Annotated in this window: 20 protein-coding genes, 1 tRNA gene and 1 pseudogene; 4 read left to right on the forward strand and 18 right to left on the reverse strand. The window is 48.5% G+C overall.

Annotation, left to right across the window (positions count from 1 at the left end; genetic code table 11):
- Positions 1-19: 19 nt before the first annotated feature.
- From F452_RS0108215 to F452_RS0108235, 4 genes are all read right to left on the reverse strand, one after another.
- Complete coding sequence (locus F452_RS0108215) at positions 20-874, reverse strand: phosphatidate cytidylyltransferase (RefSeq protein WP_018965734.1); 855 nt, start codon at positions 872-874, stop codon at positions 20-22.
- 28 nt (positions 875-902) lie between these two features.
- Positions 903-2,924: an ATP-dependent zinc metalloprotease FtsH gene (gene ftsH, locus F452_RS0108220; RefSeq protein ID WP_018965735.1), complete on the reverse strand. Its 2,022-nt coding sequence runs from the start codon at positions 2,922-2,924 to the stop codon at positions 903-905.
- 212 nt (positions 2,925-3,136) lie between these two features.
- On the reverse strand, positions 3,137-4,240 hold the full coding sequence (gene ychF / locus F452_RS0108225; RefSeq protein WP_018965736.1) for a redox-regulated ATPase YchF: 1,104 nt from the start codon (positions 4,238-4,240) through the stop codon (positions 3,137-3,139).
- A 303-nt stretch (positions 4,241-4,543) separates the two neighbouring features.
- Positions 4,544-4,616: transfer RNA gene (locus tag F452_RS0108235), tRNA-Lys, on the reverse strand.
- 243 nt (positions 4,617-4,859) lie between these two features.
- Between F452_RS0108235 and F452_RS0108240 the strand changes: the two genes are divergently transcribed.
- Entirely contained in the window at positions 4,860-5,471 is a 612-nt protein-coding gene (locus F452_RS0108240) for a porin family protein (RefSeq protein ID WP_026292315.1), read from the forward strand.
- Between the two features lie 164 nt (positions 5,472-5,635).
- Here F452_RS0108240 and eno read toward each other — a convergent pair whose 3' ends face one another.
- Together eno and F452_RS0108250 are read right to left on the reverse strand one after the other, a co-directional pair.
- Positions 5,636-6,913, reverse strand: a complete 1,278-nt coding sequence (gene eno / locus F452_RS0108245; protein WP_018965738.1) for a phosphopyruvate hydratase — start codon at positions 6,911-6,913, stop codon at positions 5,636-5,638.
- Positions 6,914-7,122: 209 nt separating this feature from the next.
- The gene (locus F452_RS0108250; protein ID WP_018965739.1) at positions 7,123-7,542 is read right to left on the reverse strand and encodes a YkvA family protein; all 420 of its coding nucleotides are present in this window, start codon (positions 7,540-7,542) and stop codon (positions 7,123-7,125) included.
- A 133-nt stretch (positions 7,543-7,675) separates the two neighbouring features.
- Between F452_RS0108250 and F452_RS0108255 the strand changes: the two genes are divergently transcribed.
- Positions 7,676-8,179, forward strand: coding sequence for an RNA polymerase sigma factor (locus F452_RS0108255; protein WP_018965740.1), 504 nt, complete (start codon positions 7,676-7,678; stop codon positions 8,177-8,179).
- 224 nt (positions 8,180-8,403) lie between these two features.
- Here the strand turns inward: F452_RS0108255 and F452_RS0108260 are convergent, their stop codons facing one another.
- The 10 genes from F452_RS0108260 to F452_RS12885 form a co-directional block, all read right to left on the reverse strand.
- Positions 8,404-8,619: a PG1828 family lipoprotein gene (locus tag F452_RS0108260; protein ID WP_018965741.1), complete on the reverse strand. Its 216-nt coding sequence runs from the start codon at positions 8,617-8,619 to the stop codon at positions 8,404-8,406.
- 137 nt (positions 8,620-8,756) lie between these two features.
- Entirely contained in the window at positions 8,757-10,427 is a 1,671-nt protein-coding gene (locus tag F452_RS0108265) for an AMP-binding protein (RefSeq protein ID WP_018965742.1), read from the reverse strand.
- A 613-nt stretch (positions 10,428-11,040) separates the two neighbouring features.
- Positions 11,041-11,517 (reverse strand): ATP synthase subunit C, encoded by a 477-nt coding sequence (locus F452_RS0108275; RefSeq protein ID WP_004583476.1) that lies wholly within the window; start codon positions 11,515-11,517, stop codon positions 11,041-11,043.
- Between the two features lie 53 nt (positions 11,518-11,570).
- A complete protein-coding gene (locus tag F452_RS0108280; protein ID WP_026292317.1) occupies positions 11,571-13,385 on the reverse strand; it encodes a V-type ATP synthase subunit I in 1,815 nt (604 codons plus the stop codon).
- Positions 13,382-13,996: a V-type ATP synthase subunit D gene (locus F452_RS0108285; RefSeq protein WP_018965746.1), complete on the reverse strand. Its 615-nt coding sequence runs from the start codon at positions 13,994-13,996 to the stop codon at positions 13,382-13,384. Before F452_RS0108285 ends, F452_RS0108280 begins: the two co-directional genes overlap by 4 nt.
- A gap of 15 nt (positions 13,997-14,011) precedes the next feature.
- Positions 14,012-15,331, reverse strand: a complete 1,320-nt coding sequence (locus F452_RS0108290; protein WP_018965747.1) for a V-type ATP synthase subunit B — start codon at positions 15,329-15,331, stop codon at positions 14,012-14,014.
- 11 nt (positions 15,332-15,342) lie between these two features.
- Positions 15,343-17,097, reverse strand: coding sequence for a V-type ATP synthase subunit A (locus F452_RS0108295; protein WP_018965748.1), 1,755 nt, complete (start codon positions 17,095-17,097; stop codon positions 15,343-15,345).
- Positions 17,098-17,106: 9 nt separating this feature from the next.
- The gene (locus tag F452_RS0108300) at positions 17,107-18,045 is read right to left on the reverse strand and encodes a DUF2764 domain-containing protein (RefSeq protein ID WP_018965749.1); all 939 of its coding nucleotides are present in this window, start codon (positions 18,043-18,045) and stop codon (positions 17,107-17,109) included.
- Between the two features lie 3 nt (positions 18,046-18,048).
- Entirely contained in the window at positions 18,049-18,639 is a 591-nt protein-coding gene (locus F452_RS0108305; RefSeq protein WP_018965750.1) for a hypothetical protein, read from the reverse strand.
- A gap of 352 nt (positions 18,640-18,991) precedes the next feature.
- Positions 18,992-19,060, reverse strand: a complete 69-nt coding sequence (locus F452_RS12885) for a DUF1661 domain-containing protein (RefSeq protein WP_230587268.1) — start codon at positions 19,058-19,060, stop codon at positions 18,992-18,994.
- Between F452_RS12885 and F452_RS12890 the strand changes: the two genes are divergently transcribed.
- Complete coding sequence (locus F452_RS12890) at positions 19,029-19,121, forward strand: DUF1661 domain-containing protein (RefSeq protein ID WP_230587254.1); 93 nt, start codon at positions 19,029-19,031, stop codon at positions 19,119-19,121. The genes F452_RS12885 and F452_RS12890 overlap by 32 nt on opposite strands.
- A gap of 291 nt (positions 19,122-19,412) precedes the next feature.
- Positions 19,413-20,606: a T9SS type A sorting domain-containing protein gene (locus F452_RS0108315; RefSeq protein WP_018965752.1), complete on the forward strand. Its 1,194-nt coding sequence runs from the start codon at positions 19,413-19,415 to the stop codon at positions 20,604-20,606.
- Between the two features lie 81 nt (positions 20,607-20,687).
- Here F452_RS0108315 and F452_RS0108320 read toward each other — a convergent pair whose 3' ends face one another.
- Complete coding sequence (locus F452_RS0108320) at positions 20,688-23,570, reverse strand: hybrid sensor histidine kinase/response regulator transcription factor (protein ID WP_026292318.1); 2,883 nt, start codon at positions 23,568-23,570, stop codon at positions 20,688-20,690.
- 114 nt (positions 23,571-23,684) lie between these two features.
- Positions 23,685-23,935 (reverse strand): annotated as a pseudogene (locus F452_RS11630) (ISAs1-like element ISPg6 family transposase); the annotation flags it as partial.

Raw genomic sequence — 23,935 nt, forward strand, 5'->3', positions numbered from 1 at the left:
GGATGGCCGGAAAAGATGCTTACAATCCGAAGATCAGAATGAAAAGATAGACGGCCGGGAATACGAAGAAAGCACTGTCCAGCCGGTCCAGTATGCCTCCATGTCCGGGAATGATATGACCGGAATCCTTCACTCCTGCATTGCGTTTGAGGTTGGACTCATACAGATCCCCCCAAGTGGCCATGGCCGTTACCAGCAGGGCAAAGAGAGCCAGCTCAGCCGGATGCTTGGCTGAACCGGAATAGTGACCGGCCAATAATGCTCCGGCTATGGTGAATAGCAATCCTCCGATGAAGCCCTCCCAGGTCTTCTTGGGTGATATGACCTTGAAGAGTGTATGCTTGCCGAAAAGCGAACCGGCGATGAATGCTCCCGTATCGTTCAGCCATATCAGGACAAAAACGAAGAGGAAGTAGAGAGGAGTGATGTCGGCTGATTGTCCGACAGCCAGCTCCCTCCCGATACTTTCGGGAACGAGCAGGAGACTCCCCAAACCAAGCGTAGCCGCTATATACAGATGTCCCATGAAAGTGCGGCTATTATCCGATCCGGCCTTATGGCGATCCGAATATAGACTACGTACCATGGTGTAGAGGACATAGAAGATATACGGGATAAATATCGTGACATCCATTCGGTCACTGCCATATAGGAAGATGGCCGCAAAGAGGAAGGCACCGAAGAGTCCGTCCATGAATGCCCGAAGGGGACGTGTGCGATTCAGATTGACCAGCGAGGCGAACTCCCGCAGTCCCAACACGATGAAAACGGCAAAAACCGCTATGAACAAAGCCGGTTCCCTTAGTACAACGGGAAGGATGATCAGGGCCATATAGACCAGACCGCTGAGGCTGCGAATCAAAACTGCTTTCATAATGTAAGCTCGATAGTCTCTTTATATTTTATTCGGAATGCTCTTCCGTCTTCTCTTCTCCCTCGACGGGAATGGACGTTTCGGCATCCACTGTTGTCTCTTCTGTGGCGGTAGCCGGTGCATTCAGCCCAAGCAACTCTTCTGTACGCGAAGCCCATGGGCGTTTGCCAAATATCCGCTCTACGTCATCGGCCAGAATCACTTCGCGCTTGAGTAGCAGATCTGCCAGTTCGTGGTGTCCGGCTTCATGCTCGCGAAGAATACTCTTGGCGCGTTCGTATTGTTCGGATATTATTCTGTTTACTTCGGCATCGATAACCTCGGCCGTAGTATCGCTGTACGGCTTTGTCAGATTCCAGCCGTCATTCTGCATTTCGTAGTAGTTGATGTTGGGCAGCTTGTCGCTCATGCCATAATAGGTAACCATAGCATAAGCCAACTTCGTAACGCGCTCCAAGTCATTGGCAGCACCGGTGGATACACGTCCGAGGAAGAGATCTTCGGCAGCACGTCCACCCAAAAGGGCACAAAGCTGATCCTGCAGGGCCTCCGTTGTTGTGATCTGACGTTCCTCCGGCAGGTACCAGGCCGCACCGAGTGCCTTGCCACGCGGTACGATGGTGACCTTGACGAGAGGATTGGCATAGCGTAGCATCCAACTGATGGTAGCGTGTCCCGCTTCGTGAATGGCGATACTGCGACGCTCCTCCTCCGTGGTGATTTTGTTCTTTTTCTCCAATCCGCCTACGATCCGATCCACGGCATTCATGAAGTCTTCCTTGTCGACGAAGTTTTTGTTGCTTCGAGCAGCGATCAATGCCGCTTCGTTACAAACGTTGGCGATGTCTGCTCCGGAGAAGCCGGGCGTTTGGCGCGACAGGAATTCCACGTCCACGCTTTTGTCGGTCTTCAACGGCTTGAGGTGTACAAGGAAGATCTCTTTGCGGTCATTCAGGTCAGGAAGATCCACATAGATCTGGCGGTCGAAGCGTCCGGCACGCAGCAGAGCGCTATCCAGCACATCGGCACGGTTGGTAGCTGCCAGAATGATCACACCGCTATTGGATCCGAAGCCATCCATTTCGGTAAGCAACTGGTTGAGTGTATTCTCACGCTCATCATTGCCGGAGAAGTTGTTGCCCTTGCCACGAGCACGTCCTACGGCGTCGATCTCGTCGATGAAGATGATACACGGGGCTTTTTCCTTGGCTTGTCTGAAGAGGTCGCGAACACGGGAGGCTCCTACACCGACAAACATCTCTACGAAGTCCGAACCGGACAAAGAGAAGAAAGGAACGTGTGCCTCTCCGGCCACAGCCTTGGCCAATAGGGTCTTACCCGTTCCCGGAGGGCCTACGAGCAAAGCTCCTTTAGGGATCTTTCCTCCCAGTTCGGTGTATTTGGACGGATTCTTGAGGAAGTGAACGATCTCTTCCACCTCCTGCTTGGCTTCATGCAGACCTGCTACATCGCTGAATGTGACGTGGATATTGGTCTTATCATAGAGCTTGGCTTTGGATTTGCCTACGTTGAAGACACCGCCTCCACCGCCACTTCCTCCACCGCCACCACTCATTCGGCGCATCATCCAAAACCAGAAAACGAGTAAAAGGATGAGTGGGCCCCATGCAATGAGGATAGAGGTGAAGCTGAACTTGCTGTCTTCATACTTCACCTTGGCCGTAATTTGGTTTTGGTCGTAGAAGTCGGAGAATTTGTCTACCGATGGTATCTGTGTGTTGATATAGTAGTCCGAGATATTTCCTCTGTCCTGAAAGGACGGGATGTCGCCTTTCTTGAATACCGAATCGACCTTGGCTGGATCCACCCTCGCCTTGAGGGTATTCTCTTTCCTATTGACTACGATGTCCGTAAAGGCTTGCTTTTTGGCGATACTCTGAAACTCATTCCAGCTGAGTTCTTTCTGAGATGTAATATCCCGATCGACAAAGAAGAGGGTGGCCAATATCAGAAACACAGGGGCATAGAGCCATATCGGGTTAAAACGCATCGGTTTGCCGGGTTTCTTGTTATTCCCATTGTTCGCCATATTGTTTGCGCAGTTTTATTTTCTACTTAGTAAGGATGCAGGAGCATTTGTTCGATACTCGTTGAAATCCTGAACCATAACTTTGCAAAAGAACAGCCGACCCGCTCTTTTGGTTTATGTTTCTTCCGCCGGATATAAGGTTATTCCGAATACCGCACTGTGTTTTTGTTATAGGGAAAGATAAGGAATGAGCTTGATTCGAAAGAATGGGTTCAGACATTGAAGCGGAAATGCATGATGTCGCCATCCTGCACAACGTATTCTTTCCCTTCGACGCTCATCTTGCCGGCTTCCTTCACAGCTTGCTCGCTGCCAAGGCTGACAAAGTCATTGTACTTGATAACCTCGGCACGGATAAATCCTTTTTCAAAATCGGTGTGGATGATACCGGCACACTGAGGAGCTTTGCTCCCGCGGAGGAATGTCCAAGCCCTGACCTCGTCGCTCCCGGCCGTAAAGTAGGTTTGGAGATTCAGCAAGTGATAAGCGGCTTTGATCAGACGGCTCACGCCGGATTCTTTCAGACCGATCTCTTCAAGGAACATTTGCCGCTCTTCGTATGTCTCCAGCTCGGCGATCTCACTCTCTATCTTGGCAGCTACGACGAGGATTTCTGCATCTTCGTCCTTGACTGCTTCGCGAACGGCTTCCACGTATTTGTTGCCACTAAGAGCAGATGCTTCGTCCACATTGCAAACGTACATGACCGGTTTGGCTGTCAGGAGAAAGAGTTCGCGTGCTATTTGCTGTTCGTCTTTGGTTTCGAAACTGACGCTGCGAGCATTCCTGCCTTCGTCAAGAGCTTCTTTGAATTTCGAAAGCACCTGATAAGCCAACTTGGCTTGTTTGTCGCCTCCGGTCTGTGCCTGTTTCTGTACTTTCTGTATGCGGCTCTCTATCGTTTCAAGGTCTTTCAGTTGTAGCTCGGTGTCGATGATTTCCTTGTCGCGTACAGGATCTACGGATCCGTCCACGTGTGTGATATTGTCATCATCGAAGCAACGAAGTACGTGGAGTATCGCATCCGTTTCTCGGATATTGGCCAGGAATTTATTCCCCAACCCTTCGCCCTTGCTGGCACCTTTGACAAGTCCGGCAATATCCACAATCTCTACCGTGGTCGGGATCAGCCGTTGGGGTTTGCACAGATCGGCCAGGACATTCAGTCGCTCATCAGGCACTGTGATCACGCCGACATTCGGATCAATGGTACAGAAGGGGAAATTGGCAGACTGCGCCTTCGCATTGGACAAGCAATTAAAAAGAGTCGATTTCCCCACATTGGGCAGGCCGACGATACCGCATTGCAAACTCATATTGTCGTTTTTCGTTTTTGATTCAAGGGGAAGTCACGAGAAAAGACTATTCGACCGAGAAATCCCATTATTCTTGTCCGCAAAGATAGCGAATCTTGTCCACCTGAGGCTTGGACAAAAGGACGTGCAATTTCCTCCAAACCTGCACTCACCTACTATCGCCAGCCTGTCCGCGTAAGTTCTATAATATACAATGCTGCCCCCCTTCACCACTTCTGCTCTGAGGCTATCGCTAATAGTCTGTCAAACAAAAAAGAAAAGAGACCGTACCATAATGGCTATGGTGCAGTCTCTTCTCTTTCGTGAATCGCCTGGGGTTCGAACCCAGGACCCCATCCTTAAAAGGGATGTGCTCTACCTGCTGAGCTAGCGATTCAGCCTTAGAAGCATTTCTTCGTTCGAAATGCGGTGCAAATGTATGTAATTATTTTATATCATCCAATATTTTGTCCGTTTTTCTCGTTTTGCAGATTCCACCTAATAAGAGCAAATCTTCCATTTGAATCATAGAAACGTTTCATTGTGTATCTTTGGTGCGTTGGAAGGTATGTATAAAAACATACTTTTGAACGAGAGAGTGTGTTACATTGTAGAACAAAACTCAAAAAAGAACGAAAAAATGAAGAAAATGATTTTGGCAGCTACTGTGCTGCTCGCGACAATCGGTTTTGCAAGTGCTCAGAGTCGTCCTGCACTCAGACTGGATGCTAACTTTGTCGGTAGTAACTTAATGCAAAAAGCCGCAAACACGAGCGTAGACAACAAGATGATGGTAGGCTTACGTGTTGGTGCCGCTGCTGAGTTTGCTCTTAGCAATGATGGATTCTACCTCGCCCCCGGATTGGTCTATACGATGAGAGGTGCTAAGGCGGAACTAAGTGAAACGACAACCCGCTTGCATTATCTGCAAATACCGGTGAATGCCGGTATGAGATTTAGCTTTGCTGACAACATGGCTATTTCATTGGAAGCAGGCCCCTATTTCGCATATGGTGTCGCCGGAAAAGTCAAGGCTAAAGTTGTAGACGTTACAGTTTCTGTAGATGCCTTTGGCGATAATGGGTATAACCGTTTTGACTTGGGCTTGGGGCTGTCTGCAGCCTTGAGCTACGACCGTTATTACGTACAAATTGGATATGAGCATGGATTGCTCAATATGCTGAAGGATGCTCCGGATAAGACCTCGTTGCGTAATCATGACTTCTTTGTAGGTCTTGGTGTCCGCTTCTAAATAAGTCGGCAATATAAATGCCCCCAAAGTTGTGAAGTGCACCCCAAAAGTTTTATGTCTAACTTTTGGGGTGCACTTCACAACTTTGGGGGCATTCTTTTTGGCAGAGGCACAGTCTTTCCTCTATTCGGCCGAAAGATGTGCCCTGCTGTGTACTTTGTCGCTTACACTTTCATGTAGCCGTAAACAGCGCAAGGACCTAACTCCTCTTCGATGCGGAGCAGTTGGTTGTACTTAGCCATACGGTCGGTACGGCTGAGCGAACCGGTCTTGATCTGTCCCGAGTTGGTTGCTACAGCAATGTCTGCGATAGTGGTGTCTTCCGTTTCTCCGGAACGATGCGAGGTAACGCTGGTAAAGCCGTGACGGTGTGCCATCTCGATAGCATTCAACGTCTCAGTGAGCGTACCGATCTGGTTTACCTTGATAAGGATGGAGTTGCCACACTTCTCTGCAATACCACGGCGTAGGAACTCCACATTGGTAACGAAGAGGTCGTCGCCGACGAGCTGAGTCTTATCACCCAAAGCTGCAGTCAGCTTCTTCCAGCCTTCCCAGTCATTTTCGCTCATACCATCTTCGATAGAATCGATGGGATACTTGCCGACCAGTTCGGTCAGATAAGCCACCTGCTCATCGATAGAGCGTTTCTTGCCCTTTTCGCCCTCGAACTTCGTGTAGTCGTAAATGCCATCCTTGAAGAACTCGGAAGAGGCACAGTCCATAGCGATAGTAATATCCTTACCAGGCACGTATCCGGCAGCTTCCACAGCCTTGAGGATCGATTCGATGGCATCTTCCGTACCGTTCAGGGCAGGAGCAAAACCGCCTTCGTCTCCAACAGCAGTACTAAGGCCGCGATCGTGCAATACCTTCTTCAGTGCATGGAAAACTTCGGCGCCCATACGCAAACCCTCACGGAAAGATGATGCACCCACGGGGCGGATCATGAACTCCTGAAATGCGATAGGAGCATCAGAGTGAGAACCTCCGTTGATAATATTCATCATAGGCACAGGCAGCACATAGGTATTCGAACCACCGATATATCGGTAGAGAGGGATATCCAAATAAGCTGCAGCAGCTTTGGCTACGGCCAACGACACCCCCAGCATAGCATTTGCGCCAAGGTTGCTTTTCGTTTTCGTACCATCCAGCTCGATGAGCTTGCGGTCAATAGCTGTTTGCTCCAATACTGACATTCCGCAGAGAGCGGGATCTATCACTTCATTTACGTTCTTAACAGCCTTGAGAACACCTTTGCCACAGTAGCGACCTTTGTCCTGGTCGCGAAGCTCGATAGCTTCGTTTTCACCGGTGGAGGCTCCGCTGGGTACTGCAGCGCGTCCTATTATGCCACAGGCCAGGTGCACATCTACCTCGACTGTCGGATTACCTCTGGAATCGAGGATCTCCCTGCCAATAATCTTTACAATTTCCATTTCTTCTCGTTATTACTAAGGATTAATTATACGTCTTTTTTTTAGCCGTACAAAAATACACCTTTTTCCCACTAAAAGCCTAATAATCTTTTCGTTTGCTGCGATACCGCAAAGAGAACTTTGCAACCGAACAAAAAGGAAAAGAATAAAAAAAGAAAAGCCTGCCAATAATCAGTGGCAGGCCTTAATTCGGGAGAGTTCCTTTTCTATCAATCCTCAAAGATAGCGGCAGCACGCAAGCGAGCCTTTTCGCGAATGGCCGGAGTGATATGGCGACTCAAAATCCTCAGCACAATGGACGTGACAGCAAGGTCGTCCGTAAAACCGATAAATGGCATGGCAAAATCAGGAATGAGGTCGATCGGTAAGAGAAAGTAGCCCAGAGCTCCTGCAAGAAGCAACTTCTCTTTCATTGTCATCTCCCCGGCCTGCAACATATAATAAAGCGTCAGCACTTGTGTGGTGCCAAACCGGCCGATAAGTCGGCAACACTTCAGCACCTTACTCACCAGTGCATTTTCCTGATAGTAAGAGGCGTAGTAAGATATATCGGACAAGGTCGTCGGGAGCTTTTCCACAAAGCCTTTGCGAAAACCTTTCCGCTCTTTCCGTGGATCGTTTCTTTTCATATCATTGATACCATCTATTGTACTTAATACGCTGTTTATTAATGAATCTCACCTATTCGATTATCTTTGTCTCAGTGGCAGGAGGGAACGAATCTTCCAACCATTGGCTTCAACAACAAAGAAACAGCTTATTATGAATAGTGTGCAATTTCGCGAAAAACTTCTGAGTCTGCAAGACAACATGCGCAATTTTGCCTTGACTCTGACTGCCAATCTGGATGACGCAGAAGATTTGCTCCAAGATACAACACTCCGAGTCCTCAACAATGAAGACAAATTCGTTGACAACGTCAACTTCAAAGGGTGGGTGCTCACTGTCATGCGAAATATCTTCATCAACAACTACCACAAGCTGGTTCGTTCGCAAACAGTCATCGATCCGAATAGCGATCCGTACAATGTCCCCATACTCAATGAAGGAGGAGAGGATACGCCTGACGGCACCATGGCCATCAAGGAAATAACCGCTGCTATCGCATCGCTGAACGAAACGCTCAAGCAACCGTTCTCCATGTACGTGAGCGGATATAAATACAATGAAATATCCGAGACGCTTGGAATCCCTCTGGGTACGGTGAAGAGCCGTATATTCCTTGCCAGACAGGAACTACAGCAGCAACTCAAGGACATGAGATAACAGCCTGCCCCGGGAGGGGTACACAGCCTCCATCGACAGACAGTATCAAAAAAGGGTATTCGTTAAAGCCTCTGAAAGGCCGATAACGAATACCCTTTTTTGTTGCAACAGCTCGCTAAGGCGAGAAGTTCATAACTGAAAAAGAGACATAAGTCCGACTCTCTTGAAGTCAGACTTATATCTTACCCCACAAATGATTCGGGGGATGCTAAATAGCCGTTGGATTATTGAGCGGCTTGTTCAGTAGCAGCTTCTTCAGCCTTCATTGCAGCAGAATCGATCTGCATAGCAGCAGTATCAACTACAGGAGCTGCCTCTTCTACCAAAGTGGCAGAATCCATAGCCGTAGAGTCAGCAGCTTCTTCAGTCTTAGCCTGAGAGTTGCAAGAAGCGAATGATACAGCTGCGATTACAGCTGCAAAAGCAACAAATTTCTTCATTTCCTTTTGGGGTTAAAAGTGTAATTAATGTTCTATAACGGCGCAAATATACAGTTTCTTTCGGTACCAGCAAAAAAACGGACAAATGCTGTTTATTTCGTGTTGATTCCTACCTGATGACAGACGGCGCCACGGGATCAGGTATAAAGGAATCGTTTGATACTCCGCTTGGGCGTCTTTTCGAACTCTTCGTCATGACGAATAAAAGCCGTTATCTTCTCATATGCGGCTACTTGGGCATTCAATTCCACCCGGCTCTTTTCGATTTGCGTCCAAGCCTGCTCGAGAGAGAGACCTTTATGTTCTATCGCCTGTCTATCGGGAACGACAAGCGCGACCAGGCGTCCGTCTCGCTCTGTGACGATGCTTTCAAGGACATAGGACAAATTGTTGATCTTCGATTCTATTTCCTCCGGATAGATGTTCTGTCCGTTTGATCCGAGGAGCATGGTCTTGGACCGGCCTTTGATAAAGATATTTCCCAAGCTATCTATGGTACCGAGATCTCCTGTACGCATCCACCCATCGGGAGTAAAAAGCTCGGCTGTCAGTTCGGTATTCTTATAGTAACCGAGACAAACATTCTCTCCGCGTACTTGGATCTCTCCCACATCACTATTGCCACTACCTTCTTGTTGCAAATGACTGATGCGCACCTCCATGATCGAGAGCGATTTGCCACAGCTACCGGGTAGCCACAGGCTGTGATCTTCGTAGCTGATCAGAGGCCCGCATTCCGTCATACCATAGCCCACTGTAAGCGGAAACCCGATCCGATGGAGGAAATGAGCCACTTCATCATTGAGAGCGGCTCCTCCCACAATGACTTGTCGGAAGTTGCCACCGAATGATTCGATCAGTTTGTTCCGAATTGATTTGTGGATCATCTGTTTCAAGAAAGGCAATGTCAGCAAAAACTTGATCAGCGGTTTCTTGATTTTCGGAGCTATCGCCTTGTGATACAGTTTCTCTATAATGAGCGGCACCACGATTATAAATGAAGGGCGCACATCAGCAAAAGCCTTGATAAGAGTAGCAGGCGAAGGAATTTTGCCCAAAATGTACACATGTACTCCGATAGTCAATGGTGTCAGGAAGTTGAACGCGCAGCTATACGTATGCGCCAAGGGAAGAAAACAAAGGATCGTCTCCCCTCGAAACATAATATCGCGATCCATCACATAGGTCACATTGCCGGCCAAATTATTGGCACGCAGCATGACACCTTTACTGAATCCCGTCGTTCCGGAAGTATAATTCAGCAGGATAAGCTCGTCATTCGAGATCTCTGCGTAGCGAATATCCCCTGCCACGAACCCCGAAGGATAGCGTTCGGAAAAGGAGCGATCCAATCCCTCCACCTCTTGAGAGAGGATGCCCCCTTCGGTACGATCCAAAAAGACGGTATAATCACGAATGGATACAACTCCGCTCAATAGGGGAAGCTGAGCCGGATCCATCGTCTCCCATATTTTGTCCGAGACAAAAAGATACTTGGCGTCGGAATGAGTTACAATACTTGCGGCATCAATAGCATTGAAATCCGGCAAGATGGGAACGATGATCGCTCCATACGTGATGACAGACATAAAAACTATGCACCACTCGGCTGAGTCTTTGCCAAGGAGTGCCACCTTGTCCCCCTGCTTGATTCCAATACGCTCAAAGAGCAGATGTCTGCGAGCAATATCGGCAGCCATCTCGCCATATGTATAACTTTCCCCTGTATCGTAGTTGGTTAGTGCCGGAAGTGACCAATGCTCCCGAAAACTACTCTGATAAAGTCTGATGAAATTCTGTTCGACCATATATGCACAAAAACACATATCCTGTGCAAAAATACACAAAAAGCCATAAAACGAGCAAATGACACCCTGACGATAACGGGACGACCGAATCAAAAGGCGAGCTGCGTCTTCAAATAGCTTCTTCGGAAAACGGCCTTATGCGACGATCAGGTTCGGATCCGAATCTCTATTCGATGTATAAGCTAACGACATGAACCATACACCAGTCTTTCATAATGCAGGCTGGATCTAAGTGCAGAGAGGGTCTATGAGGGATTTCAAGATCCTTCCCGGCACCAAAATTTTCCTGTTTGCTACTCCCAGAAATGTGGCGCGTAAACTTTTCGATTGTGGCGCGAGAAGCAAAAAATTTACGCGCCGGAACGAAAAAATTCCGGCTCCACCTTCTTCAGAAGACACAGACCGCAATTACAGAATTTTTGGGACGTATTGCCAAGGTTACGATGGATCGAATTCACCTCTCCATAAAGAAAAAGGGTGTGCAGAAACATTACGTTCCGGCACACCCCTTGGTGTTTGTTCCTTAGGCCAAGGCCTATGAGAAACGATTCTTGCTGTTTTAGGCCTTACTTGCCAACAGGACTGTTCGTATGGACTGAGACCCTCCTTCGGATTAAGCTCCGACCATGCCGGGAACGCTACCGAAGATCAGGATAGACACGAGAAGTGCCAAGATAGCATAAAGCTCCGGGAACACAGCCATCACCATGGTAGCACCGAATACGTTGTGACCACCGCCGATAGCTTGGATACCATTAGCGCATACCTGTGCTTGACGAATAGCAGACATCAGACCTACTACACCCAATGCCAAACCGGCGAAGAAAATAGCCCAACCTGCAAGCAGCGTAAGAGCATTGGCTGCAACCAATTTGGTGATCAATCCGGAAGCCATAAAGAAGCCCACGAAGCCGTAGAGACCCTGTGAACTGGGAAGTGCGCTAAGACCGATGTAGAGACCCAATGAATCGGGGTTCTTCTTCATTGCGCCAACAGTAGTGTTACCGCAGATCGTTACGCCGATGGCACTTCCGATACCGGTCAATGCAACCATCAATGCAATACCGAGATAAGCTAACATTTGTTCCATAATACTTTTGTGTTGTTTAGTTGTTATGATTTTTTGAATTGTTCTTTTATGATTTAGGAGCGTTTGAACGGTGTGTATTGGTTGCCTCCTCCCTCAAATTCGCTGTTCTTATAGAACTCTACGAATGTCAAACGAATGGGGTGAACAAGGGAACTGATCATCGTAAGACCGAAGTTCAGGCCATGACCGATCAGCAAAATGATCAGCATCACGATGATCCGAGGTACAATACTCATCGAAGCAGTCATATCTGTAGCCAACGTATTGAATACGCCACCGAGGATAGAGCCCGTGAGTCCGATCGCAAACAGTCGGATGTATGAGAGCGTATCGCCCAAAAGTCCTGATGCTGTGTTATAAGCCGTCCACAAGCCGCTACCGAAATTGACAAACGGATTCTTGCCCGGTGAGTTGTAGAAGAACGCGACCAAACCTCCGGCAACAGCAATGCCGAACATGACGTTGATCACCGCTTCCGGCACCTTCGGTGCTATCATAGGCAAAGTGAATGCCAATATCACCGCCGTGATAATGACTGCCCACGCGAACGTAGCCAAGCTATACTTCACTCCGCGTTGAATTTTGATCTTGATACCGGCCAAAACCTTGGCATAAATGATTTGTATCAGACCGATGACAACGGACAAAGTCATCAGATTGTCCTGATTCAGGAAGTACTTCTTGATGCTTGCCAACTGCGGTACTTCGGCTAATGCTATACCGAAGAACGAACCGGTGAGCAGACCGATTATCGTCGTAGCCCCTCCCAACCATTGGAAAAGAGTGAGTATCGGCTTCAAATCCTTGCCGGCCTTCCCCTTGAAGAGGGTAGAAGCGAGCAGAATAAGCAAGCCATAGCCTCCGTCGCCGAAGCAAAGCCCGAAGAAGAGCATAAAGAACGGCGCAAGGAATGGTGTGGGATCCAGCTCTCCGTAGTTAGGCAGAGAATACATCTTCGTGATAGGTTCGAAGAGCCGCGCGAAGAAATTGTTCTTCAGCTTGATGGGCACCTTGTCTCCTTCTTCTATCTGCATCTGCTCTACATAGTAGCCTTCTCCGGCCAATGCCTGCTCCATGGTCGAAGCGTCCGACACAGGCACCCAGCCTTCGAGCAGCATCAGCTTGTCGTCTGCTTGCCCTTCGGCTTGTACCATGGCACTGGTAAAGGCGAACTTATCCGACAAAAGTTTGTCATACGCAGTCAGTTCGGCCATTCGATTGTCTGCAAACGCGGTCTTGTCCTTCGCATTCGCCTCCAATTGGGCCTCCAGCTCCTCCTGCTGCTGACGGAGTGTGGCCAGATCATGATCAGGCAGTTTGATTCGCTCGGCATCGGGCTTGGCATCCTGTTTGTGACCAATGGTGATAAAATGAACAGTGGAGCGTACGGTATTGATAGGCACAGCCCCGAACTTTTCCTCCCATTCCGTTTTGTATCCCGAAGAGGAAGAAGAGTAAAAGTTCACCTCGTAGCCCGCCTTCCGTAGTCTTTCGATGGAGGCGAAGTCAAACTGTCCCCAAACCTCCATATGCTCCACTTCCCGCTTCTTAGAGTGGATAGCACTTTTCAGACGTGTCTCTTCTGCGAAAAGAGCTTGAGCGTCCTGCATAGCCGCCTCACCGTCAGCTTGAGATCCAAGGGTCAGGGTTTGTTCGACGGGAGCATTTTCGCTCTTGTACGAAGCGAGCATGCGCTTGGTCTGGGCAATCTCTTTACGTAGATTGAGGAGTTCCTGCAATTCCGCCACATCTTTTGTAGCCTTGGTTTCCCGAATGTGTACCACTCCGATCGTACGCAACTTCTCGAGGAAGGTTTCGTACTCACGGTGATAAATCAGGAAAAGGTATTTGTTCATTGCGGTAATCATGCCATCACCTCCTCTTCTTTATTACGTTTCTCCATATTGGCACGCATAATCTTCTGAGAGGATTTGGACAAACTCTCTTCATCCTCCAGATAGCGTTTGATCTTGCGTATGGCGTCTTTGTAGCCGGGGATCTGCACTTTCTCAAAAAGATTCACCTTCTGTGTAGTCTTCTTGCGTGCATATTCGAGGAACTCCAACTTCAGACCGAGGAACTCAGCCTCGATTCCGGTGTGGGCCAAGTTCTTCAGCAGGTCAATGCCTTCGGCAAACCATGACGGGGCATTGAACAAACTGAATGGCTTGATGGTGTAAGAAATATCGTCCAGTACGGGAACGACCACACCTGCCACCTTCTTCGCCGAGAGCTTGACACCCTCCACGCTGATCAGATCAGGCTTGAATTCGTTCCACAGGCTTACCATGCTTTGGTAGCCTACGATCTCTTCTTCCAGTTGGCGTTCCAATCGCTCCACCTCATCCTTCGTCCGCTTCACCTCCAGACGCAGTGCGCTCTCCTTGCTTTTGATCGTAGGCAAGGTACGCTCTCGCATCTTAAGCTGCTTTTCCTGCTGCTGGAGAGAGGTTTTGTTGTATTGAAACTTAATAGCCATTGTAGCGCAAGGTTATTATTTCTTCCAGTAAGTGTCCACAAGCTGCTGCTTGATATTCACTTCGGCCGGTTTGAAGTGCTTCGAGAATAGCTCCCATGCCGTGTCGAGCATCTCTGTCGTATTCACGTTTACGTCTATAGCCAAGAGCTGACGAGAGTAGTCATTGGCGAATTCGAGCGCACGGTTGTCGTAGTCCGTAAGGTCGAAACCATTCTCCATCTTGGTCTGAGCGTTGGCTGCATCGGAGAATAGACGAACGGCCGCGTTCATCACCTGAGGGTGGTCTTCGCGCGTCTTCTTGCCGATAACGAGCTGCTTCAAACGGGAGAGGCTTCGGAAGGGGTCTACGATGACCTTACCCACGTTGCTGTCGCGACGGAGATAGAGCTGACCCTCCGTGATATAACCGGTGTTGTCCGGCACAGCGTGCGTAATGTCTCCTCCGGAAAGAGTGGTCACGGCGATAATCGTGATAGAACCGCCATCGGGGAACTGTACTGCCTTTTCGTAGATTTTGGCCAAATCCGAATAGAGCGATCCGGGCATAGAGTCCTTAGAGGGGATCTGGTCCATACGGTTCGATACGATGGCCAAAGCATCCGCATAGTTGGTCATGTCCGTCAGCAGCACGAGCACTTTCTCATGCTTCTCAACGGCAAAGTATTCGGCAGCAGCCAAAGCCATGTCCGGCACGAGGATACGCTCCACAGAGGGGTCTTCCGTCGTATTGATAAAGCTCACGATACGATCGAGTGCTCCGGCATTGCTAAATGTATTCTTAAAGAACAAGTAGTCGTCGTTGGTCATACCCATTCCACCGAGGATAATCTTATCACTCTCGGCTCGGAGGGCTACCATGGCCATTACCTGATTGAACGGCTGGTCGGGGTCGGCGAAGAAAGGAATCTTCTGTCCCGTCACCAAAGTATTGTTCAGGTCGATACCGGCGATACCGGTAGCGATCAGCTCTGAAGGCTGCTTACGACGAACGGGATTAACGGACGGGCCACCGATCTCCACTTCTTTTCCTTCCGGTTGGGGGCCTCCGTCGATAGGTTCGCCATAAGCGTTGAAGAAACGGCCGGCCAGCTGATCTCCCACTTTGAGCGTAGGAGCTTTGCCCATGAATATTACTTCGGCATCGGTGGGGATCCCCTCCGTACCGGCAAATACCTGCAGGGTTACATCTTCGCCCTGAATACGCACCACCTGAGCCAATCGGCCATCGATAGTGGCCAACTCTTCATTACCCACACCGGTGGCACGCAAAGAGCAGGTTGCCTTGGTGATATTGGTAATCTTCGTATATATTTTCTGAAAAGCTTGTTTTGACATAACTATCTAATTTATTTGATGCGTTCGGCCAGAATAGCGTCCAACTCTTTATTGTATTTGTCGAATTCGGCACTTTTGAACTGAGAGTAGTTCACCTGCTTGAAGGTATTGATCATTCGCTTGAAATAGTCCGAAACCTCGAGGAAGTCTTCGAAATCGAATTCCGTACGACAGATGTCCGTTATTCTGCTGAGCATCAGCTCCTGACGCTCGAGCGAGCTGTTGCAATCGACATCGTCGAAAGCGTCTTGCTGAAGGATCACAAAGTCGATCAACTCTGCTTTCCAGAAGACTACGTGATAGCTAACGGGTACACCATCATCACCGAGGATATTGATCTGCTCGGCAATTTCTTTACCCTGATGCAAGCGCATCTTCAGCTCATTCACCTTAGTAGTCCAGTCTGCACTGATGTGGTTCGATATATAGCTCTCGAATTCGGGATATTCGATGTACTTCGAGTAACTGTCGATGGGATTTACAGCCGGATAACGTTTGCGGTCGGCACGATTCTGCTCCAAAGCATAGAAGCAGCGAGCCACTTTCTTGGTGTTTTCCGTCACAGGCTCTTTGAGGTTACCACCGGCGGGAGATACCGTACCGATGAACGTTACCGAACCGGCCGAACCGTTGTTCAGGTAAACGTATCCTGCACGAGCATAGAAGTTGGCCACGATAGCCGACAAGTCCATAGGGAAAGCATCCGGTCCGGGGAGCTCTTCCAGACGGTTGGACATCTCACGCAGAGCCTGTGCCCAACGCGAAGTGGAGTCTGCCATCATCAGCACGCGAAGTCCCATGGAGCGATAGTACTCGGCTATCGTCATGGCCGTATATACGGATGCCTCACGCGAAGCCACAGGCATATTCGACGTATTGGCAATAATAATGGTACGCTCCATCAATTTGCGTCCCGTGTGAGGGTCGTTCAGGTGGGGGAATTCCGCAAAGATCTCCACGACCTCGTTTGCACGCTCACCACAGGCTGCAATGATCACGATATCGGCTTCCGCCTGCTTCGAGATAGCGTGCTGGAGCACCGTCTTACCCGTACCGAAAGGACCGGGGATAAATCCCGTACCACCCTCTACGATGGGGTTGAAAGTGTCGATGATACGGATACCCGTTTCGAGCAGCTTGAAAGGACGCGGCTTCTCGCGATAGCAAGTGATGGCACGCTTCACCGGCCACTTCTGTACCATGGTTACATTGTGGTCTTTCCCGTCCTGATCCGTTACCACAGCGATCACGTCGTTCACTTTGTACGAACCGGCTTTGGCCAGACTCTTCACCTTGTAATTGCCTTCGAAAACGAAAGGCACCATGATCTTGTGCGGTTGGAAATTCTCCGTCACCTCTCCGAGCCATGAGCCTGCGATCACATTGTCACCTACATTGGACAGAGGCTTGAATTCCCACAGCTTGTCGTCATCGAGAGCGGGAGTATAGTCGCCTCGTTTGAGGAAGATCCCGTCCATCTTGTCCAAGTCGTGTTGCAAACCGTCGTAGTTCTTCGAGAGCATACCGGGGCCGAGCGTTACCTCAAGCATACTGCCGGTAAACTCTGCCTCATCTCCTACGTGCATACCGCGGGTACTTTCGAAAACCTGCACATAAGCATTCTTGCCGATCACCTTGATCACCTCGCTCATCAGCTTGGTGCCATTGACATCGATGTAGCAAATTTCATTTTGGGAAACCGGCCCATCGACCTCCACGGTCACGAGGTTGGACACAATCCCCTTAACAACTCCTTTTGTAGCCATTATCTTGATTTATTTCTTTTGATTTCTTCTGAACTCGTCCAATGACTCTGCGCTCTCGTGTTTGAGTGTCTTGACGATGCGGCGGAAAGTCTCCTCTCCCGTCTTTTCGTCCAACTTCACCCAACGCTCGATGATCGCCAGCTCCAAATAATAGCAGAGCAAACGCTCTATGGTGAATACACGGTTGAATACCGACTCTTCGAGCCACTCCCAACGAATCACATCGAGCAGACGTTCACGTTTGGTAATGTCCGTCTCCTCACCGACAGAAAAGAGTGTGGACAGATAGGGCAGTTCTTCGCCCAAGTCGAAGTCACGAGCCCGTGACGTACGCAATTTGTCTTCTATTTCGCCGGTACCGACAATATAATTGATCGGATTCCAGCCCAGCTTCCGACACGTGATCGCAGCCAAGATGTTCTTGATATGCAGATTCAGGGCAAACCATTCTTCGAGGAAGTCGTTGCCGCATTTCATGGCATATTCATAATAGTACATGGCCAGACGATCTTCGTCGGAGATTGGCAGGCGCGCCTTTCCCTCTTCGGCTTCAGCATCCGACAAGGACATTTGACCATCGTCTCCCTCTTCTTCCTCGCGGAACATCTCAGTCAGCTTTTCCGACAAAAAAGTGCGGAAATGCTCCGGCAGCGAATCCATACGGGGCACGACACGTTTCTCCCGATAGGCAGCTATGATGCCATCCAGCGTATCATAAGAGAAGAGAGTCGGTCGGGATTCCTCGGCCTTGGCCTTTTCGCTGTCCTCCAGATAGCGAAGAAGGAACCGATTCTCCTGCTCCCAAAGCAGGAGATCGAAGAGCTTGCTATCCGTTCGGCTCAGGACAAGCCTAATCTCCTGCAGAAACTGCAAGGAAGTAAACGGCAATTTCCGATCTTCCACAGTGATGTTGGGCAGACCGGCTACAGTGGCGTAATATTTGGCCATGACTTAGAAAAGCATTTCTACCAGCCTGGGGCGCAAGAAACTCTTGAAGAGATTGATGAACTCTTCCTCGCCGAATTGGATCTTGTAAGAGCCATCCTGAGGTTGGATGGTGTAGGCCACCGGTTGATTGTTCACCTCTTTGACCGTCACCTTATTGTTGAGCAATTCTTTGGCGTTGCTCTCGAAATAGGATTGAAGGGCAGCGGCGTTTTGCGTGGAAATAATGATGTTTTCGCCCGATGCCCAATTCTTGGCCATATCGAGCATCATCTGCTGCATAAATTCGGGGTTGGTCGATGCCGCTTTCACATTGGCCGACACGATCTCGCCGGTAATCTGATCCACAATGGTACTCTTGAGCGACTCCAGCATCTGACCGGCATAAAGCTTCAGCTCGGATTCCGTATTCTGCTGAAATTCAGTTGCCTTCTTCTTTGCATCGCTTACAATGCGCTCGGCCTCAGCCTTGGCATTATTGATCGTCTCTGCGCTTTTGGCCTCAGCCTCAGCGATAATTTTCGCGGCCTGTTCGTTGCCTTTTTCGACACCTTCGCGATAAATTTTGTCAGTTAGTTCCTGGATTTTAGAGTCCATTGTTCTTGATTCTTTATTATGGTAGTATTTGATTCCGAATTAAGCGTCTGCAAAGATAGTACAAATCCGTAAATCACAATCAGTTTCACGCTTTTGCGCTTCTGTGGCATGAGCCTTTTGCAAGGCCTCCCGATATAGCCAAGCAGCAAGGTGCAAGCATCGGTCAAAAGGAGAGGCAATTTGTCGTTTAGCAATTATAAATCCGTATTCGATATAGTACCGAGTTTCGGCCTTTCGGACAGGGGCTATCCTCCGATATGAAGCCATAGAGTTTCGATGTCGGTCCACCGGATCAATATCCGCAAAGCTGTTGCTTTGTGTTTACGAGCCAGAAACGCTCCGATTGTGGTGCCTAAATCCTGAAAAAACGGCGTGAGAATTTTTTCGTTTTGGCGCGAGATTTTTTTACCCCCCGAACCAAAAGCAAAAAATTCTCGCGCCACGTTTTCAGGAGTAACAAACGCAAAAATTTTGGCACGTAAACAGGCCCAACAGAGATGATGTATTCCGGACTTTTTTAATGGCTATTTGTAATAGAGTATTGTATTCCCCATAATCATAGTTCCTGAGTCATTGCCACAAAGAGGGACACTTAAAATCCGGTCGTAAGCTCCATATTCACTCATTATTTGTACGTAAACGTCTTTTTCCAAACTTTAATATTTATATTTATCCCGAAAAATTACCCAATAGAGATCGGGGCGATTGTCGATCCATCTTAAGTCATACAATCCAATAATCATTATTGAAATGAAAAAACGACTATTATTTCTTTGATTGCCTTCGGAGCTTTCTATGCAGCCACGGGCCAAACCAAGGACAATTCTTCTTACAAGCCTTTTTCGAAAGAAGATATTGCCGGAGGTGTTCGCACTCTCCCGACCCCAAAACGTGTACAGAAAGACAACGCCGAGTGGCTTCTTACAGCGACCGTCTCCACAGATCAGTCTGCGGATACCCACTTTATCTTCGATGAGAACAACCGCTATATCGCTCGTGACATAAAAGCCAAAGGGGTAAGAAAATCCACGGACTCCATTTACTACGATGCCAACGGCCGAATATCGCATGTGGATCTTTATATCTCGTTTGGTGGTGGAGAGCCTGCACTCGACACCCGATTCAAGTATACCTATGACGCCGAGGGAAAGATGAGCGTAAGGGAAGTATTCATGCTGGTAATGGATCCGAATACACCTATCTCACGCTTGGAATATCATTATGATGCACAGGGCAGACTGACCCACTGGATTTCTTTTGCTTTCGGGGCAGAGTCCCAAAAGAATACGTATCACTATAATGAAAAAGGTCTGTTGGTCAGCGAAGTGCTGAGCAATGCAATGGGGACAGCCTATTCAGATGCCGGCAAAACGGAATACAGCTATGACGATGCAGATAATATGGTAAAGGCCGAGTACTTCGTCGTCCAACAAGGAAAGGCTTGGCAGGTACTCAAAAGAGAGGAATACACCTATGAGGACAATATCTGCATACAATATTTGGCTATTAACGGTACCGACACGAAGGTGTACAAGCGAGACATCGAGAGCGACAAGTCCATCTCCGCAAATGTCATTGCCATTCCGTCAATGCCGGAACAGACCTGGCCTAATATGTACGGATTCAATGCAATGCGGCTGAAAGAGACTTATTCCTCTTACGAAGGGGATGTGGCCACTCCTGTGTTCGACTATATCTATACGTACAAGGCTCTCACCTCGATGGCAACACCTTCGACAGAAGCTCAGGTGGCAGTCTATCCCAATCCGACAACGGACCGGTTAGTGATCCTGGCCAATGGCATCACGCATCTGAGCATGTACGACTTGCAGGGTAAGCTTGTCCGTGAGTGTGCCGTGAGTGGCGACAAGGTGGAAATGAGTGTCGCATCTTTGACCCAAGGGACATACCTGCTTAAAGTGAATACGGATCAGGGAGCCTTTGTGAGGAAAGTCGTGATTCGATGATGTAGCACCTAATCGAAATTCGCTCAAAGGAGCTGTATGACAAGGATCACCCTTGCGTACAGCTCCTTTTGCTATAAGGGGTCAAGTCGTCTCGGTATTGCTCTTCGGCATGGCCATAAGCTTTTGCCGGTATTGGGAGGGAGAGCAGTTCATGTAGCGTTTGAAAGTGCGAGAGAAGTAAGCCGGATCCGAAAAGCCTGCCTCAATGCTGATGTCGGAGATGTTTTTGCTCTCATCGGCAAGAAGCTTGCAGGCCAATTTTATCTTGATCTGCTGGATATAGCCGATGGCGGAGCAACCTACGACACTCGTGAGCTTTCTGTTGAGCTGGGATGGACTCATGCACATTTTTTCGGCCAAGTCCTGAGCGGAAAAGTCTGGATTCTGTTTGACCCCACCGGACACTGCATCCTTGGCAGCAAGGAGGAACTGCATGCTGCTGTCGTCTATCGGTTGAGGTTCCTCCTCCGGCTTCCGATCCAGCATGAGTTTTTGCATATAGAACTTCTTGAGCGACTCACGGTCTTTCAGAAGCTGCTCGATCTGCACCAGAAGTTCCTCCGGAGAGAATGGCTTGCACAGATAAGAGGCTACACCGCTTTTGATTCCCTCCAATCTGTCCTGCTCGGTACTCTTGGCCGTCAAAGCGACAATGGGAATATGGCAGAGAAGAGGCGATTGTTTCATCCGGATCGTCATTTCTATCCCATCCATTATCGGCATCATAATGTCCGTAATGATGATGTCGGGAATATGCTCGGTAGCGAGGGCTATACCCTCTTTTCCGTTTGCGGCAGATAGCACATTGAAGCGATCGCAAAGGAGGAGTTTGACGAGCAGGTTGATATCCTTATTGTCCTCGACGAGCAGTATGGTCGGACGTTCGTCCTCGAAGCGATGATTCGGAGCCGCTGCCACCTGAGATGTCGCCGAGTCATCGGACTCGACGTGGACAGGCATGACAATGTCATCGGAGGAGTGTAGCCAAGGAAGAATCACTGCCGAAGAGGACTGGTTCTGTGTAGGGATACTGATGGTGAAGGCACTTCCTTTCCCGGGCTGGCTTTCTACTTTGATCGTACCACGAAGGTTTTCGACCAGTATATTGGTAAACGAGAGTCCGACACCCGATCCATGCTTTTCGGTAGCAGACTGTCCTCGATAGAAGATGTCGAAGATATGAGCCTGATCGGTTTTATCTATTCCTATACCGTTGTCTGCAACGCGTATGATCAGATTTTTTTCATTCTTGGTTTTTGCCAGAGATATGACCACTCTCCCTCCGGCAAAAGAATACTTGATGGCATTGGACAAAAGATTGGATATGATCTTTTGCAAGTAGGAGGGGATGAAGTCCACGACAATAGGTTTGCTCTCAGCTTGCAGTTCCAAAGTTATGTCCTGAGCTTGTGCGTATGGAGTAAATGAATCGATGAGAATCTGTACGAAGGAGACGATGTCGCCATTGCGCCATTCGGGTGTGGATATTCCGCTTCTGATCTTGCAAATATCCAACAGCTGATTCACCAAATTCAGCATATGGCTACTTTGTCTGTCTATTATCTTGTGCAGTTCGGCTCTGTCCGATGCTTGGAGATCAGGACTCGACCTCATTTTCTCATTCAAGCCTTGTATGACGGTGATCGGCGTACGAAATTCGTGTGTAATGCCGGTGAAAAAGCTGGAGCGAAGCTTATCCGTCTCTTTGATCAGTTTGTTGTGCTTCTTACCCTGACGGTATGCATATGTCAGAACAGAAATCAAAAGAATCGAGATGAAAAGGGCAAAAAGAGTACTCAAGAGGATAAACTTAGATTTCTCTTGTTTCGCCTTGCTTACCTGTTGTATTTCTTCAAGCTCTTTTTGGGACTTGTTGCGTTCGTAGTTGAATCGCGTCTCTTGTATGCTGCTGACCTTGTGCGCAATGGACATACTGTCGCTCAACGTCTTGCTAAGACGGAATGACTCGAGGGCTTGTTTGTATTCCTTTTTACGCTTAAGGTTCTCGTATTGGAGATTGTATATTTCTATCAGATGCGAAGTCGAATTAATTTCTTTCGCAGTCTCTTCGGCCAAAGAAATGAAATGCTGGTAGAGCCTTTCGTTCCCCTGTTTAAGATTGATACGTGCCATCGGGATACAGGAGTTCAACCAATGCCATCGATCGGACAACTGCTCCATCAGTTTGTACGCCGTAGCATACTCTTGTAAAGCCTTTTGATAATCCCCTTTTTCTTCGTCTACTTCTCCGAGATTGATACTACAGAGTCCGATACCCATCAGATTCTCCGCCATATTGTTCTGCTCCAGAGACAGAAGGAAGTAGGTACGTGCTTTGTCGTATTCTTTGCGTTGTCGATAGATACGTCCGAGGTTCGCATAGTTGATAGCTTGCCCGAGAGGACTCTCGAGTTCTTTCTCTCCTCGCAGTGCTTCCAGGAAATTCTTTTCGGCTTCATCATGGTATCCTAACTCAAGATTGATATTGCCAATGCCGTTCAGGGCTGCCGATCTGGCTTTGATAGCAGTCTTATTCTGGTTCCCGCTAAAAGATTCTATCAGGGAGAGAGCCTTGTAATGATAGTCCGAAGCTTCAGCGAAAGCACCGATACGACGACTATCTGTTCCAAGGTGGTTCCATGCCTGTACAGCTACGATGGTATCCCTTAGAGCCAATGCAGCGTTCAACCCTTTTTGGTGATATAGCATTGCTTCTGTGTATTGGGATATATTGCGCATCCGTTTGCCGACCTCGATCGCGAATAGCATTTGTCCCACGAGATTCTTGTCCTGTACGCTGTTCTCATAAAGCTCTTTGACAGAGTCAGCGGAGAGTTCTTTTTCGTACAGCAATGCTGCGATACGCTTTTTCTCTCGGGCGATTTCAGTTACAGAGTGTTTTTCTTTTTTACCACATCCGACAAAAATCGACAATATGAGTAATAATGGGAAAAGTTTCTTCATCTGGCTCTCTATGTGCAAGTCAATTCCGGTAATTCCGGTGTAAAACTAATCAAACACGGATAATCTAACACATAAATATGGTTCATAAAACAATATTGTGACAGGGCAACCGCATCAAATGTTTAGTAGCTTTTTGAGATAGTCTATATTGAGGGCGGCTTTGAACAACCTCTTCCGTAAGGATAGTTTGTCTTTGTGCCCGGATACAATGGCTAAAGCAAACTTTCTCAACGTGTTTGGATTGGTGGCTGAATAATCCTTACGAGCTCGACAAGCGTCTTCCCTGAAGGTTACATCCAAATGCCAATGAAGCCGATTCTCAATCCCCCAATGTCCTCGAATATATTGTCCGATTAACTGACAAT

Origin of the sequence: Porphyromonas gulae DSM 15663 (assembly GCF_000378065.1) — a bacterium.
Lineage (GTDB): Bacteria > Bacteroidota > Bacteroidia > Bacteroidales > Porphyromonadaceae > Porphyromonas > Porphyromonas gulae.